Here is a 14794-nt window from a genome sequence, read left to right on the forward strand (position 1 = left end):
TCCCCGATCATTTATATATTCATAGAATCCGAATTCAAGAGCGGCCGGAGGCAGCAATGTCTTGCTCGCAGCACCGCGCCACTCTGGTGAATGAATCGCCTTCCTGCCGAAAACCCGGAGGAGAGATTAAGCCCTGTACATGGATCAACAGACCACCGCAAAAGTCACACTCAAAAATACGGCCGAAGCCCTCTCGCTCTTCGGGCCGCAGGACAAATTCTTGCACCTGATCGAGCAGCATACGCAGGCCGCCATCTTTACCCGCGAGGAAGAGATCGTCATCCAAGGCCAGGCGGCCGATACGGCGCGCCTCGAGCAGTTGTTCACCGTGCTGCTGGAGCTGGTTCGCAACCAATACGCGCTGACGGAGCGGGATATTCATTACGCGATCGACCTGGCCAAAGACATGAAGGCCGATCAACTGCTCGATTTGTTTAAAGGCGAAATCGCCCTTACTCACAAAGGCAAGCCGATTCGCATCAAGACGATCGGGCAGAAGCAGTACGTCAACGAAATTAAGAAAAAAGATATCGTCTTCGGGATCGGACCGGCCGGTACGGGCAAAACGTACATCGCCGTCGTGCTCGCCGTCTCCGCGCTCAAGGAAGGCAAAGTGAAGCGGATCGTACTGACGAGACCCGCGGTCGAAGCGGGCGAGAGCCTTGGCTTTCTGCCCGGCGACCTGCAGGAAAAGGTTGACCCCTATTTGCGTCCATTGTATGATGCTCTTAACGACGTGCTCGGGCCGGAGCAGGTGCTCAAATCGCTGGAGCGCGGCCTTATCGAGATCGCTCCGCTTGCCTATATGCGCGGCCGGACGCTCGACGATTCGTTCATCATTTTGGACGAAGCGCAGAATACGACGCCAGAGCAGATGAAGATGTTTTTGACGCGTCTCGGATTCGGATCGAAGATGGTCATTACCGGCGACGTAACGCAGATCGACCTCCCGCGGGGCAAATCGTCCGGGCTGGTGGAGGCGCAGCGCATCCTGGCGAACATCGAAGAGCTCGGATTTATCCAGTTTGCGGAGCAGGACGTTGTCAGACATTCGTTGGTGCAAAAAATCATCATGGCCTATAATGAGGACAAAGAAGGCTGAGGAAGGGCTGACCTTTCGTCATGAACAACCGCGTTTCCATTCAAGGCAAATTTCAATACCGGCTTGCCGGCTGGAGATACAGCGCCATCGTGCGCTTTCTTCTGTTTTTAGCGCTTGCTGCCGTGTTCTACGTCGCTATGCTGCACCGGATTGTTCCGCAGACGTATGACATCCAGTTGGGAAGCGTTACGGAAAAGGATATTCTGGCCCCCAGGGCAATTGCCAACGAAGTCGCAACGGAAAAAGCGAAGGAAGAAGCGGCCGCACGGGTGCAGCCGGTATATAAGATCGCCTCGCTGCGCAACGAAGTGGCGATCGAAGCGATTTTTGAGAAGCTTCAGCAGATCAACAGTGACGGTGAGGTTTCCGTCGCCGACAAAGTCAATATTTACAAAACGGTCATTCCGACGATCATTCAGGACCATTTGGACCGTCAGGTCAAGGGTTTCACGGACAGCGGTCAATACAACGACCTGCTGCTGGCGGAAATGCGCAAAAACATCCGCGAGCAGCAGTACCGGATTCCGGAGGAATCGTTTTACAAAATTCCCCGGCTCACCAAAGAAGATCTGACGGCGATGGAGCCCGTGGCCAAAGAGATCGTCATCAAGCTGATGAGCGATCAGATTACGGATTCGCAGACGGCCAGAGTCAAGGTGCCGGAATTGGTGAATTCTTCGACGCTGACCAAGAACAATGCACGCGAGCTGGTTCAGGAGCTCGTGCGGGCGGCGCTTTCGCCGAATAAATTTTACGACCAAAAAGGAACCGAGGAAGCCAAGGGGCACGCGCGTGACAATGTCAAGCAGGTGATGATCAACAAAAACGAAGTGCTCGTTCCCAAGGGCGAAAAAGTAACGGAAGAGCTGTATCAACGTTTGGCTTCGCTCGATTTGCTGAAATCCGAGGCCAGCTCTTGGCCAAATCTCGGACTCTTTTTATTTATCGTCTTATGCTGCCTGTTTTTGTATATGTATGTCAGACAAAGCTCGCTCCCGATTAATCATAATAACGCCCAGCTGTTCATGTATGTGCTGATTGTCGTCTTGACGATTGCCGGGATGAAGCTGTTCTCGCTGCTGCAAAATTTGGATTATCCGTATATCGGCTACCTGGCCCCGACGGCGATGGCAGCCATGATGGTGACGATTTTGCTCAACTCGCATCTTGCCTTTGTGACCGCAGTCGTGTTGAGCGTCATTTCCAGCGTCATTTTTAACTCGGATCATCTGCAGTCGTTCGAATTCAAATACGGCTTGCTGACCTTGACCAGCTCGTTTGCGGCGATCTTCTCGATCCAGCGGGCAAGCCAGCGCTCCTCAATCCTGAAAGCGGGGATCATGGTCTCGCTCTTTGCTCTGGCGCTCGTATGCGCGCTGCTGCTGCTTGAAGATCACGAAACGAGAAATAATGCGCTGTTTGCCGCTTCCTTCGCCTTAGGAAGTGGGCTGCTAACCGCTGTGTTCGTTATGGGCCTGCTGCCGTTTTTCGAGGTCGCCTTCGGCATTCTGTCGCCGCTCAAGCTGGTCGAGCTTTCCAACCCGAACCATCCGCTGCTGCGCAAGCTGCTGACGGAGACGCCCGGCACCTACCATCACAGCGTCATGGTCGGCAACTTATCGGAAGCCGCGGCCGGCGCGATCGGCGCCGACGGGCTGCTCTGCCGGGTCGGAGCCTATTATCACGATATCGGGAAGACGAAGCGGCCGAGTTATTTTATCGAAAATCAGTCGCATAACGAAAACCCGCACGATAAAATCGAACCGGCGCTGAGCAAATCAATCATTGTCGCCCATGCGCGCGACGGCGTCGAAATGCTGAAGGATCATAACATTCCGAAGCCGATCCGCGATATTGCGGAGCAGCACCATGGCACAACCTTGCTGCAATATTTTTATCATAAAGCGAAAAAGCTCGCCGAAGAGCGTCAGGAAAAGCCGCCGGAGGAGGCGGAGTATCGCTACCCCGGCCCGAAAGCCCAGACAAAGGAAGCGGCGATCGTCGGCATCGCCGACTGCGTCGAGGCGGCCGTCCGCTCCCTGCGCAATCCGACCGTCGAACAGATCGACTCGATGGTGCGCAAAATTATCAAGAACCGGCTTGATGACGGCCAGTTTAACGAATGCGATCTGACTATCAAGGAACTGGATCAGATCGTTAAGATTTTGAACGAAACGCTGCTTGGCATTTTCCACTCGCGAATCGAATATCCCGCGGATATGCCGGAGCAGAAGACGGCGGGGAAGCAGGAAAAGACGAAGCCCGAAGCGAAGATGTCGGAAACGAAGAAAGAGGTGAAGCCATGAGCCTGGAGCTTTCATGGAACAGCGAGCAAACCGCTTACGAGATTACACCGGCTCTCATCGAGAAGCTGGAAACGCTGCTTCGCCTTGCGGGCAAGCAGGAAGAGGTGCCGGATGGCGAAGTGGCGTTGACGTTCGTCGACGACGAGGCCATTCAAGAGCTTAACAAGCAGTACCGGGGACTGGATAAGCCGACGGACGTGCTGTCGTTCGCCATGCGGGAAATGGGCGAAGACGAGATCGAGATCATTTATGGCGACGACGGCTTCGAAGAAGTGGACTACGCGGATGAGGCGGGCGGAGAAGAGTCCGGGACGGCGGAGGACGAGGATGAAGACGAGGACGGCTATGAAGAGCCTCTCGGCGATATTATCATCTCGGTGCCGCGGGCGATCGCCCAGGCGGACGAATACGGCCATTCCGTGGAGCGAGAGCTCGGATTTCTATTCGTTCACGGCTTCCTGCATTTGATCGGTTACGATCATCAGGATGAAGAAGAAGAGAAGGTCATGTTCGGCAAGCAGGAGCAGATTTTGCAGCAGGCGGGATTGACGCGGTGAAGCAGCCGGTCAAATGGCAGCGCAGCTTTCGGTACGCTTACGAAGGCGTCAAATACGCTCTTGCGACCCAGCGGAATATGAAATTTCATTTTTTCGCCGCGTTGGTCATCTTGGCGCTTGCCTTGTTCTTTGGCCTGCCGAAGACGGACATTTTATTCATTTTACTTGCCGTGACGCTCATGATCGTGACGGAATTGATCAACACCGCCGTGGAAAAGGCGGTCGATCTGGCGATGCCGGACCTGCATCCGTTGGCGAAAATCGCCAAGGACGTGGCCGCCGCCTCTGTACTAGTCACGGCAGCCTTTGCCGCCGTAACGGGAATGATCGTATTTTTCGATCCGATCGAACGGCTCATTCAAACCGGCCGGGCAGGAGGCCATCCCATCACCGCAGGAATGGTATGGATTTTGCTTAGCTTGGTCATCCTGACAGTGATTGCGGTGCAGACCCGTTTTTCCTCTAAAGGAAATTGGGTGAAGCCGAGCTTGCTGACCGCCGTCGCTTTTGCGGTCGCCGCCTTGATCGCCTGCCGGGTTCAAGATACGCTTGTCGCTTTGCTGGGCTTTTTTTTGGCCATGGTATTGCTGTTGGCGCTTCACGACAAACGCAAGCGGCCTTTCGGCTCGCTGCTGCTCGGTGCGCTGCTTGGCGGATTCATCACGGTACTCGCCTATTATTTATATCCCATGTAGGTTGTGAAAGGGGCGCTTCTCTTGGAAAAAACGGAATTGATCGCATTGGCCAGAACGGCGAGAGAGCAAGCATATACACCTTATTCCCATTTTAAAGTCGGCAGCGCTTTGTTGGATTCCAAAGGGCGGGTTCATTTGGGCTGCAATGTAGAAAACGCTGCCTACGGGCCGACGAACTGCGCCGAACGCACGGCGTTGTTCCGCGCGATCGCGGACGGGGAACAGGCGAAGTCGTTCCGGGCCATGGCAATTATCGGGGATACGCTTCAGCCGATTTCGCCTTGCGGCGTATGCCGGCAGGTGCTGGTCGAGCTGTGTCCTCCGGATATGCCGGTATATCTGGCTAATCTGAAAGGGGATATCAGCGAGACGACCGTAGCCGAGCTGCTTCCCGGCGCATTCACATCTTTAGATTTGGACGGAGGAACGATTGATTAATGTCTTCGAACAGCAAGGCTGACTCTAAATTCAAATCCGGCTTCGTGGCAATTATCGGACGGCCGAACGTCGGCAAATCGACGCTCATGAACCAGGTGATCGGCCAAAAGATTGCCATCATGTCCGATAAGCCGCAGACGACCCGGAACAAAATTCACGGCGTCTATACGACCGACCAGGCGCAGATCGTCTTTCTGGATACGCCCGGCATTCATAAACCGTCATCGAAGCTCGGCGACTATATGATAAAGGCCGCAGAAGGCGCGCTTAGCGAAGTCGACGCGATTCTGTTTTTGATCGATGTGGTCGAAGGCTTGGGCGGCGGGGACCGGTACATTATCGAGACGCTGAAAAAGGTGAAAACGCCGGTCATTCTGGTGATGAACAAAATTGACCAGATTCACCCGGAAGCGCTCCTGTCGGTCATTACGACCTACAAGGATTTGTACCCGTTTGCCGAAATTGTGCCGATCTCGGCGATGCACGGCAATAACGTCAATACGCTTTTGGAGCAGGTCATCAAATTTTTGCCGGAAGGACCGCAGTATTACCCGGCGGATCAAGTGACGGACCATCCGGAGCAATTTGTGTGCGCGGAGCTGATCCGGGAGAAAATCCTGCATCTGACCCGGGAAGAAATTCCTCACTCAATCGCGGTGTCCATCGAAGACATGCGCGTGGAGGCCAACGGCGTCGTTCATATTTCGGCTGTTATTTACGTTGAACGCGACTCGCAGAAAGGCATCATCATCGGCAAGAAGGGCGCGCTGTTGAAAGAAGTCGGACAAAAAGCGCGGGCCGATATCGAAGCGCTTCTCGGCTCGAAGACGTTCTTGGAGCTGTGGGTCAAAGTGAAGAAGGACTGGCGCAATCAGGACCGGGTCCTGCGGGATCTCGGCTTCCGGCATGAGTAGACCGGCGTTCGGAGCTGTTTCAATCGGGCTCCGCCGCGTTTAATCCATCATAACTAGGCAAAGAATACATGGCAGTTTTTGCAGAGCATACTTCGCATCGGATCGATCCATCCTAATCCTAGAAACAGGTTGTAGTCATGTCATCAAGGGGAGGATGTACCATGAGAGACTTTTCGTGGAAGTACTTTTCAATGACCGGAGATGTGGATGCTTACCTGCTATACAAAGAAGTGAATACCCGGGACGGCGACGAGGCGGAGCCGGAAGAAGAGGACGCCTTGGACGCTTCCGATTGGGTACAGTAAGTTTCGCCCAATATCAGGTTACCGGTGCGGTAACGCAGGGAGAGGCTGTAAGGTGCAGTACAGAGTTCAAGGGATTGTCATCCGAAGTATGGACTATGGGGAAGGCAACAAAATTATTACGCTGTTTACCCGGGAGCACGGAAAGCTGAGCGTCGTGGCCCGGGGAGCCAAAAAAGTGAAGAGCCGTTACGGGTCGTCCGCCCAGTTGTTTACTTGCGGCGACTACTTGTTTTTCAAATCCGGGCAGCTCGGCACGCTCAATCATGCGGAAATTATCGAGCCTTTTCATAAAATAAGGGAAGATCTGCACAAGGCTGCCCATGCTTCCTATCTGTCGGAGCTGACCGACCGGATGTTGGGAGATCAAGAGGGGCAGCCTTTTTTATACGATCAGCTGAAAGCCAGCTTGCAGGCAATCCAGGACGACAAGGATCTGCAAATTATCGATCATCTGTACGAAATGAAAATGTTCGTCCTGGCCGGATATACTCCTGAGCTAGAGCAATGCGTCGTTTGCCGCGAGAATGCGGAACCGTTCGCTATAAGCGTCGGCATGGGCGGAATGCTGTGCGAGCGCTGCAAGCTGCGGGACCCGCAGGCTATTCCGTTGACGCCCGGGGTTTATAAGCTCCTTCGGTTGTTCATTCAAATGGACGTGCGCCGGCTCGGTCAAATCGACGTGAAGCCGCAGACGAAACAGCTGCTTAAGACGATTTTACGGGCCTACTTTGATACACATGTCGGACTGAAGCTGAAATCGCGAGATTTTTTGGATCAAATGGACAAATACGGAGTTTAGCTAAATAATTGACATGTTTTTGCCCGTTTGCTATTATAATATGATACATCCATTAGAAAACCTCTTGTTACGAAGTCTAAGCCATGACTTTGTCAGCGGGGTTTTTTGCTGTCCGGAAAGAGAAGCTCTTTTTCCGGGGCAGGATTAACCGAAGTCTTGAAACATTTTTTGCCACTGCAACGTAGTAGTAATAGACAGGCCGATCCATTCCTAATGATCGGCCTTTGTTGCAGCCTGACAAGAGGGACTTCGGCCAAAATCTGATGCGCCGAGGGACCGCGTACGGTCGCAAATTTACACGAAGCTGCGAAATTTGTGCGCAGATTGCACTGAAACCAGGGAACAGCAGCACAGCTCATCTCTGTAAAAAAGTCAGGAGAAAGGCGGGTTCGCATGGAACGGGCGGTTAAGCCGGTAGTGTTTGTAGCATCGGATTCGGCGGGAGAGACGGGAGAAGCGGTAGTTCGGGCGGCGGCCGTGCAGTTTCATCCTCAGCAGGTGGATATTCGCCGGGTGCCTTTCCTGATCGATACGTCGGATATCGACCGGATGATCCGGACGGTGATTGAGCGCAGCGGCGCGATCGTTTTTACGCTTGTCATTCCCGAGCTGCGGGATTATTTGATCGAACAGGCGGAGCGCTACAGAATTCCTTACATCGATCTGCTCGGTCCGATCATACGGACGCTGGAGCAAACGCTGGATCAGGAGGCAAGGCATCAGCCGGGCATGATCCATAAGCTGGACGAGGATTATTTCAAAAAAGTGGAAGCTGTCGAGTTTGCCGTCAAGTATGACGACGGCCGGGATTTTAACGGGATTTTGCAGGCGGACATCGTGCTTGTCGGAGTATCCCGCACCTCGAAGACCCCGCTGTCCATGTACCTTGCACACAAGAAATTCAAGGTGGCCAACGTGCCGCTTGTCCCGGAAATTCAGCCTCCCGAGCAGTTGTTTACGGTGTCCGGGAAGAAGGTTGTCGGTCTGCGGATCGACCCGATCAAGCTGAATGTCATCCGCACCGAACGGCTTAAAACGCTGGGTTTGCCGGGGAATGCCACCTACGCAAACACTGAGCGGATTCACGCGGAATTGGAGTATGCGGATAAGATTATGCAAAAAATCGGCTGCACGGTGATCGACGTTTCGAACAAGGCGGTCGAAGAAACGGCCAGCATCATCATCGATATGTACCGTTCGCGGTAGCGGTCTATTTTGAGGAAAGGAAGCAGGATTTTTTATCCTTTCATCGTATATAATATTACGGTAATGCTTCAGTCTTGAAATTTACAGTCGGCGGGGAACTATGACGTATAAAATTGTAGTGGATGCCGACGCATGCCCGGTGAAGACGGAAATCGCGCAAACGGCCTTACGTTTCGGATTCCCGGTGCTGATGGTCGCCTCGTTCGATCATCGGCTGCAGCCGATGGACGGCGTCGATATCGTTCAAGTGGACCGGTCGGATCAGTCGGTAGATCTGTATATCGTCAATTGTATCGCGCCCGGAGATGTGCTGGTTACGCAGGATTTCGGGCTGGCCGCTTTGGCGCTTGGCAAAAAAGCGCTGGCGCTGTCGAATCGCGGCCAAACGTACAATGAACAGACGATCGATTTTTTGCTGGAACGAAGGCACGAGCAGGCGAAACAGCGCCGCGGAGGCAAGCATACGAAAGGGCCCAAAGCGTTCACCGACGAGGACCGCCAAGCCTTTCTACAAACTTTGACAAAAGTTTTGTCGGGCTTGCAGGAGAATCGGGCAAAGTAGCGAATACCTATACGTGTTAATTTGAATGAAGGTGGATAGGATGAGTAACGGACGCATTCCCGAGCAAGTCATCGACGCGGTCTTGAAAGCCCACGATATTGTCGAAGTCGTCGGAAGACACGTTCATTTGACGAAGCAGGGACATTACCTTAAAGGTCTTTGTCCTTTTCATTCAGAGAAGACACCTTCCTTTACCGTCACGCCCGAAAAGCAGATTTATCACTGCTTCGGCTGCGGAGCAGGCGGGAACGCCATTCGGTTCGTTTCGGAAGTCGAAGGGCTGTCATTCGGCCAGGCACTCCGAAAATTAGCCGATGAAGCGAAGCTCGACATCGGACTCGGGCCGCAGCAAGGCCAAGCCGAAACGAAGGAGCACGCGGACCGGGCGAAACTGATCGAAGCTCATGAGCTTGCCGGCAAGTTGTACGAATATCTTCTGCACAACACCGAGCAGGGCAAAGAGGCGAAGCAGTATTTGCACGCCCGGGGAATGACCGATAAGCTGATCGAAACGTTCGGCATCGGCTACGCGCCATCGCGCTGGGATACGCTGACGAATCTGCTGGATAAGAAGCAGTTTCCGCTGCCCCTGGTGGAGCAAGGAGGGCTGATCTCGGCGAAGCAGGACGGAAGCGGGTATGTCGACAAATTTCGAGACCGCGTCATGTTTCCGATTCGCGATTGGAAAGGGCATATCATCGCCTTCGGAGGAAGAGCGATGGGCGACGTACAGCCCAAATATTTGAACAGTCCGGAATCGATGCTTTTCCATAAGAGCCGTACGCTGTACAATCTAAATGCTGCCAGGCCCCAAATCCGGAAAAGCCAGGAACTCGTTTTGTTCGAGGGCTATATGGATGTCATTCGCGCTTGGGAGGCTGGAGTGCATAACGGCGTGGCGACCATGGGAACGGCGCTGACACCGGAGCATGCGGAAGCGATCAGGCGTCTTGCGGAACGGGTGGTCGTCGCTTACGACGGGGACAATGCCGGACAATCCGCAGCCTATAAGAGCATCCCGTTGCTGGAAAATGCAGGGTGTAATGTAAGAATTGCCATGCTGCCGAACGGGTTGGACCCGGACGAATATATTTCCGCTCACGGTTCTGAACGATTCGTACGAGAGGTTATCGAAACCGCCGTACCGTCGATCAAATATAAACTTTTTTATTATCGTAAAAATTATAAACTGCAGGAGGATGGAGAAAAGCTTCGCTACATTCAACAAGCGCTCCGCTTGATCGCAGGACTGACTTCACCCATTGAGAGAGAGCATTATGTGAGAGAGCTTAGTTCCGAATTTCACCTAACGTTTGAATCCGCGATGCAAAATCTGAACGAGATCAGGCTACAAGCCGAAAAAAAGGACCGTTCCGGGGATAATAAAGACAATTCGTGGAATAATGTTATGAATGACGGAAGGCTTCGCGCGCAACCCCCTTCGATGGTCCCTGCCTATCAGAATGCAGAGCGTCAACTGCTTGCCGTCATGATGCTGGACCGGGACATATCCGGTTATGTCGAGCGTCAGCTGGGAGACGGTTTCAATATGGAAGCTCATGCGGCGCTCGCCGCTTACTTGTACGCTTACTACGCACAAGGATTCGAGCCCAACGCCAGCACGTTCATCGGCATGCTGCAGGATGACAAGCTTGAGAGCTTGGCTAGCTCCTTAACCTTAATAGACAATCGTAGCGGTATCAACGATGCCGTAATCGACGATTACATCCGGCAAATCAAAAAGTTCCCGCTCTTGCAGACATTGGAACGAAAAAGAGAAGAAATCAAGGAAGCAGAACGTTTGGGTGATATTCCCAAAGCCCTGCAACTAGGCAGTGAGATTATATCCTTGGAAAAGCAGTTGAAATCATCCTGATTCGTCTCGAGACGGTGCCGGGGTGTATTCCAGGGAGGAGGGAGTTGGATTATGGCGAACGATCAACGTACGGAACTAGAGACAGAGTTGACGCTCGAACAAGTAAAAGAACAGTTGATCGAACAAGGCAAGAAACGTTCGGCAATTACGTACAAAGAAATTATGGAGAAGCTCGCGCCGTTCGATCAGGACCCGGAGCAAATCGATGAATTTTTTGAGCAAATTCAAGAGATGGGGATCGATGTCGGGAACGAATCGGACGATGACAACGAACTGACTCCGATGGAGCATGAGCACGACGAGTTCCATTTTGACGACGATTTGTCCTTGCCGCCTGGCATTAAGATCAATGATCCGGTACGGATGTATTTGAAGGAGATCGGCCGGGTTCCGCTGCTTTCCGCAGAGGACGAGATCGATCTGGCGAAACGGATCGAACAGGGCGATGAAGAGGCGAAACGCCGTTTGGCGGAAGCGAACCTGCGTCTGGTCGTCAGTATTGCCAAGCGGTATGTCGGCCGGGGGATGCTGTTCCTCGACCTGATCCAGGAAGGCAATATGGGCTTGATCAAGGCGGTTGAGAAGTTCGACCATATCAAAGGCTTCAAATTCAGTACGTATGCCACGTGGTGGATTCGTCAAGCCATTACGCGCGCGATTGCCGACCAAGCGCGTACGATCCGGATTCCGGTACATATGGTGGAGACGATCAACAAGCTGATCCGGGTATCCCGTCAACTGCTGCAGGAGCTGGGGCGCGAACCTACGCCGGAGGAAATTGCGAAGGAAATGGATCTAAGTACGGACAAAGTGCGTGAGATTATGAAAATCGCGCAAGAACCCGTATCGCTCGAAACGCCGATCGGCGAGGAAGACGATTCGCACCTCGGAGATTTTATCGAAGATCAGGAAGCGCTGGCTCCGGCGGATGCTGCCGCTTACGAACTGCTCAAGGAGCAGCTGGAGGATGTCCTCGATACGTTGACTGAGCGCGAGGAGAACGTGCTTCGGCTGCGCTTCGGACTCGATGACGGCCGGACGCGGACACTGGAGGAAGTCGGTAAAGTATTCGGGGTTACCCGGGAACGGATTCGCCAGATCGAAGCCAAGGCGCTGCGCAAGCTTCGTCATCCGAGCCGCAGCAAGCGGTTGAAAGATTTTCTTGAATAATTAGTCTGTCACTACGACCTTTCCGCCGCCTGCGGGAAGGTCTAATTTTTTGCGGGCTCCAAGCCGATGAATGAATTATGTATCATGTTTCCTATGTATTAAGCGACGACGGGCTTCGGAGGATCCTATAAGCTATGGATGATAAAAAGAAAACGATTATCCGCGAAATTGAGAATTGGCGGCGAAGCAAGCTGCTGCCTGAGCAGTACTGCGACTTTTTGCTAAATATTTACTTGGAAGACAATCAAGAAAAACCGGGAAGCTCTGGTGGACTATTTGGAATTACGGCGTCTAAAATAAGCGACAGCAATTGGAAAATATGGGTTCTTGTTTTGGTTGTTGCATGCGCCTTTTCTTTTACTGTTCTTCATTTTAACGCTTTTCAATTACCAATGCAAATAGGGGTCTCGCTTTTGTTTCTTGCATGCTGTTACGGCTATGGAGGGTACAAGCGGGAAAAGGACCCGATGGGCTCGCAAATTTTGATCGGTATGGCTTCGTTGTTTTTGCTCTTTATCGGCGTTTATCTGATGAAGCTCCACGGGATGCAATCGTCCGTTTTCGTCGTTACCTACGTGTTTCTATGCAGCTTGGTGTGGATTGTCACGGGCCTGCTCGCAAGGCATGTGCCGTTCCATCTTGGCGGATGGGTAAGCCTTGTATTTTGCTACGGCTGGCTGCTTCATTATCAGCTTGATTCGATCAGTTGGGTTACGCTGGAGCTGAGCTGGGTGCCGCTCAGCATACTATTCTGCTGGATGGGATGGATGGTTCACGAGAAGAGCCGCCATATGGGACTCGTCTTCTTTTTGCTCAGCTTGATTGTTTGGTATATGCCTGAATTGTATGGTATGCTGTATGCCGAGCAGTACGGGGAAATAACACTGCAATGGATGCTGTTGGTCAAGATTGTGACAGAGGCTTCCTTGCTGTTTGTATGGAGAAAAAAATGGACAGAATGGGTTGTCTGAGATGATACGATTATCAAAACGATTGGGTAAAATTGCACAGGAGGTTCCTGCGGGCAGCCGTCTGGCGGACATCGGCTCGGACCATGCGCTGCTCCCCTCTTATTTGGCAAAGCAAGGTACGATTGTACGAGGGATTGCGGGCGAGGTAAATCCCGGTCCGTACGACGCAGCCGTGAAGCAGGTGCGCGCATCGGGGCTAGAGAAGGTCATTGACGTCCGGCTGGGCGACGGTCTGGCCGTCATCGCGCCGGGCGAGGCGGATGTCATCACGATTGCGGGAATGGGCGGAGTACTGATCGCTTCGATTCTGGAAGCGGGAAAAGCGAAGCTGGAAGGCGTGCGCCGCTTGGTGCTTCAGCCGAATGTCGGTGAGGCGGCGGTTCGGGAATGGCTCCTCGGCAACGGCTGGTTTTTGACCGGAGAGCACATTTTGGAGGAAGACGGAAAAATCTATGAAATTTTGATCGCGGTTCCCGGAGCGGAGTCCGGGGCAGATCCGAAATCGCTGTATGAACCGTTGACCCTGGCGAACGGAATGACCGCAGATCGTGCGGTTCTGCTGAGCATGGGGCCGTATTTGGTGCGGGAGGCTTCGGCCGTCTGGGCGAAGAAATGGACTTATGAATTGGATAAGTTGCTTAAAATATGTGATAATCTGGCAGGCTCTGAAACGGAAGCATCCCGCAGCAAGGAAGCGGAATTCCGCGCCGAGATGAAACGAATCGAGGAGGTTTTAGCTGCATGTACGCCAAAGGCCAAGCCGTAATTCAATTGATGGAAGAGCTCGCGCCCAAATCGTACGCCGTGGAGAACGATAAAATCGGGCTGCAAATCGGCACGCTGCAGAAGGAAATCCGCAAGGTGCTTGTTGCCCTTGACGTGACGGAAGAAGTGGTAGACGAGGCGATTCGCGAGCAAGCCGATCTGATTATTGCACATCACGCAGTCATTTTCCGTCCGCTGCCTCACATTCAGACGGATACGCCGGCAGGCCGGCTTTACGAACGGCTGATCAAGCACGACATCGCCGTCTATATCGCTCATACGAATCTGGATGTGGCCGACGGAGGAATCAACGACATGATGGCGGAAGCGATCGGCCTGACCGATACGCAGCCGCTTGACGAAGTACATACCGATAAGCTGAAAAAGCTCGTCGTCTTCGTTCCGACGACGCACGCTGACGCGGTACGCCAGGCGATGTTCGAAGCGGGAGCGGGCGGCATTGGCCGCTACAGCCACTGCAGCTTCAATATCGAAGGCCTCGGAACGTTCAAGCCGGAAGATGGTACGAATCCGTTTATCGGCCAGCCCGGGAAGCTGGAGACGGCGCAGGAAATACGCGTCGAAACGATCGTCCCTCAGAGCGTGGAACGCAGAGTCGTGCAGGCGATGCTGAAGGCGCACCCGTATGAAGAAGTCGCTTACGATCTATATTCGCTCGATTTGAAGACGCGAACATTCGGGCTCGGCCGCGCCGGTAAGCTTCCGAAGCCGGTAACGCTGCAGGAGCTGTGCGAGCAGGTCAAGCAGGTATTCGACGTGCCGATGCTGCGCGTCGTCGGCGATCTCTCGCGGACCGTGCGCAAAGCGGCCGTGCTTGGGGGATCAGGCAGCCGCTACGTGAAGCATGCGCAATTCGCAGGGGCGGATGTGCTGATCACCGGCGATATCGATTATCATACGGCGCATGACGCCTTGGCCGCCGGTATCGCGCTGATCGATCCGGGACACAATGTGGAGAAAATCATGAAGCGCGGTGTCGCCGACCACTTGCGGCGTAAGCTGGAGGAGCGAAAGTGGGATACGGTGGTCATCGCTTCGCAAATCGATACGGAACCGTTCCGGTTCGTGTAATTTGCCGGAATCCGGCAGTTGAGTTTTGCTCCGATT

The 14794-nt window shown here is 53.4% G+C and carries 15 protein-coding genes; all 15 read left to right on the plus strand.

The annotated features are described in order from the left end of the window. Positions 1–139: 139 nt before the first annotated feature. The 15 genes from QMG93_RS21680 to QMG93_RS21750 all read left to right on the plus strand — a co-directional run bounded on the left by QMG93_RS21680 (position 140) and on the right by QMG93_RS21750 (position 14758). A complete protein-coding gene (locus QMG93_RS21680) occupies positions 140–1102 on the plus strand; it encodes a PhoH family protein (protein ID WP_281940133.1) in 963 nt (320 codons plus the stop codon). A gap of 20 nt (positions 1103–1122) precedes the next feature. Further along, complete coding sequence (locus QMG93_RS21685) at positions 1123–3408, plus strand: HD family phosphohydrolase (protein ID WP_281940135.1); 2286 nt, start codon at positions 1123–1125, stop codon at positions 3406–3408. After that, the gene (gene ybeY, locus QMG93_RS21690) at positions 3405–3965 is read left to right on the plus strand and encodes an rRNA maturation RNase YbeY (protein ID WP_281940137.1); all 561 of its coding nucleotides are present in this window, start codon (positions 3405–3407) and stop codon (positions 3963–3965) included. The genes QMG93_RS21685 and ybeY overlap by 4 nt, the downstream gene beginning before the upstream one ends. Beyond that, entirely contained in the window at positions 3962–4660 is a 699-nt protein-coding gene (locus tag QMG93_RS21695; RefSeq protein WP_281940139.1) for a diacylglycerol kinase family protein, read from the plus strand. The genes ybeY and QMG93_RS21695 overlap by 4 nt, the downstream gene beginning before the upstream one ends. Before the next feature lie 21 nt (positions 4661–4681). Further along, positions 4682–5098 carry a cytidine deaminase gene (locus QMG93_RS21700; RefSeq protein ID WP_216797376.1) on the plus strand — a complete coding sequence of 139 codons (417 nt, stop codon included), beginning with the start codon at positions 4682–4684 and terminating at the stop codon, positions 5096–5098. After that, the gene (era, locus tag QMG93_RS21705) at positions 5098–6012 is read left to right on the plus strand and encodes a GTPase Era (protein WP_010491832.1); all 915 of its coding nucleotides are present in this window, start codon (positions 5098–5100) and stop codon (positions 6010–6012) included. Before QMG93_RS21700 ends, era begins: the two co-directional genes overlap by 1 nt. A 161-nt stretch (positions 6013–6173) precedes the next feature. Further along, positions 6174–6317 carry a YqzL family protein gene (locus QMG93_RS21710; RefSeq protein ID WP_082420751.1) on the plus strand — a complete coding sequence of 48 codons (144 nt, stop codon included), beginning with the start codon at positions 6174–6176 and terminating at the stop codon, positions 6315–6317. Positions 6318–6369: 52 nt separating this feature from the next. After that, the gene (gene recO, locus QMG93_RS21715; protein ID WP_281940147.1) at positions 6370–7116 is read left to right on the plus strand and encodes a DNA repair protein RecO; all 747 of its coding nucleotides are present in this window, start codon (positions 6370–6372) and stop codon (positions 7114–7116) included. Positions 7117–7509: 393 nt separating this feature from the next. Continuing rightward, entirely contained in the window at positions 7510–8322 is an 813-nt protein-coding gene (locus tag QMG93_RS21720; RefSeq protein WP_281940149.1) for a pyruvate, water dikinase regulatory protein, read from the plus strand. Positions 8323–8422: 100 nt separating this feature from the next. Next, positions 8423–8884: a YaiI/YqxD family protein gene (locus QMG93_RS21725; RefSeq protein ID WP_281940151.1), complete on the plus strand. Its 462-nt coding sequence runs from the start codon at positions 8423–8425 to the stop codon at positions 8882–8884. A gap of 40 nt (positions 8885–8924) precedes the next feature. After that, positions 8925–10760, plus strand: a complete 1836-nt coding sequence (dnaG, locus tag QMG93_RS21730; protein ID WP_281940153.1) for a DNA primase — start codon at positions 8925–8927, stop codon at positions 10758–10760. 51 nt (positions 10761–10811) lie between these two features. Further along, complete coding sequence (gene rpoD, locus QMG93_RS21735; protein WP_063184282.1) at positions 10812–11930, plus strand: RNA polymerase sigma factor RpoD; 1119 nt, start codon at positions 10812–10814, stop codon at positions 11928–11930. 413 nt (positions 11931–12343) lie between these two features. Beyond that, positions 12344–12901 (plus strand): hypothetical protein, encoded by a 558-nt coding sequence (locus tag QMG93_RS21740; RefSeq protein ID WP_281940157.1) that lies wholly within the window; start codon positions 12344–12346, stop codon positions 12899–12901. 1 nt (position 12902) lies between these two features. Next, the gene (locus QMG93_RS21745; protein WP_281940159.1) at positions 12903–13667 is read left to right on the plus strand and encodes a tRNA (adenine(22)-N(1))-methyltransferase; all 765 of its coding nucleotides are present in this window, start codon (positions 12903–12905) and stop codon (positions 13665–13667) included. Next, positions 13643–14758, plus strand: coding sequence for a Nif3-like dinuclear metal center hexameric protein (locus QMG93_RS21750; RefSeq protein WP_281940161.1), 1116 nt, complete (start codon positions 13643–13645; stop codon positions 14756–14758). The genes QMG93_RS21745 and QMG93_RS21750 overlap by 25 nt, the downstream gene beginning before the upstream one ends. Positions 14759–14794 lie beyond the last annotated feature (36 nt).

The sequence above is a fragment of the Paenibacillus tyrphae genome, assembly GCF_027925525.1.
Lineage (GTDB): Bacteria > Bacillota > Bacilli > Paenibacillales > NBRC-103111 > Paenibacillus_G > Paenibacillus_G tyrfis_B.

Bases quoted from the DNA above. Each gene is read 5' to 3' on its own strand.
- QMG93_RS21680 (WP_281940133.1), top strand. From the start codon at position 140: ATGGATCAACAGACCACCGCAAAAGTCACACTCAAAAATACGGCCGAA.
- QMG93_RS21710 (WP_082420751.1), top strand. From the start codon at position 6,174: ATGAGAGACTTTTCGTGGAAGTACTTTTCAATGACCGGAGATGTGGAT.
- rpoD (WP_063184282.1), top strand. From the start codon at position 10,812: ATGGCGAACGATCAACGTACGGAACTAGAGACAGAGTTGACGCTCGAA.
- QMG93_RS21745 (WP_281940159.1), top strand. From the start codon at position 12,903: ATGATACGATTATCAAAACGATTGGGTAAAATTGCACAGGAGGTTCCT.
- QMG93_RS21750 (WP_281940161.1), top strand. From the start codon at position 13,643: ATGTACGCCAAAGGCCAAGCCGTAATTCAATTGATGGAAGAGCTCGCG.
- QMG93_RS21685 (WP_281940135.1), top strand. From the start codon at position 1,123: ATGAACAACCGCGTTTCCATTCAAGGCAAATTTCAATACCGGCTTGCC.
- dnaG (WP_281940153.1), top strand. From the start codon at position 8,925: ATGAGTAACGGACGCATTCCCGAGCAAGTCATCGACGCGGTCTTGAAA.
- ybeY (WP_281940137.1), top strand. From the start codon at position 3,405: ATGAGCCTGGAGCTTTCATGGAACAGCGAGCAAACCGCTTACGAGATT.
- QMG93_RS21725 (WP_281940151.1), top strand. From the start codon at position 8,423: ATGACGTATAAAATTGTAGTGGATGCCGACGCATGCCCGGTGAAGACG.
- era (WP_010491832.1), top strand. From the start codon at position 5,098: ATGTCTTCGAACAGCAAGGCTGACTCTAAATTCAAATCCGGCTTCGTG.
- QMG93_RS21720 (WP_281940149.1), top strand. From the start codon at position 7,510: ATGGAACGGGCGGTTAAGCCGGTAGTGTTTGTAGCATCGGATTCGGCG.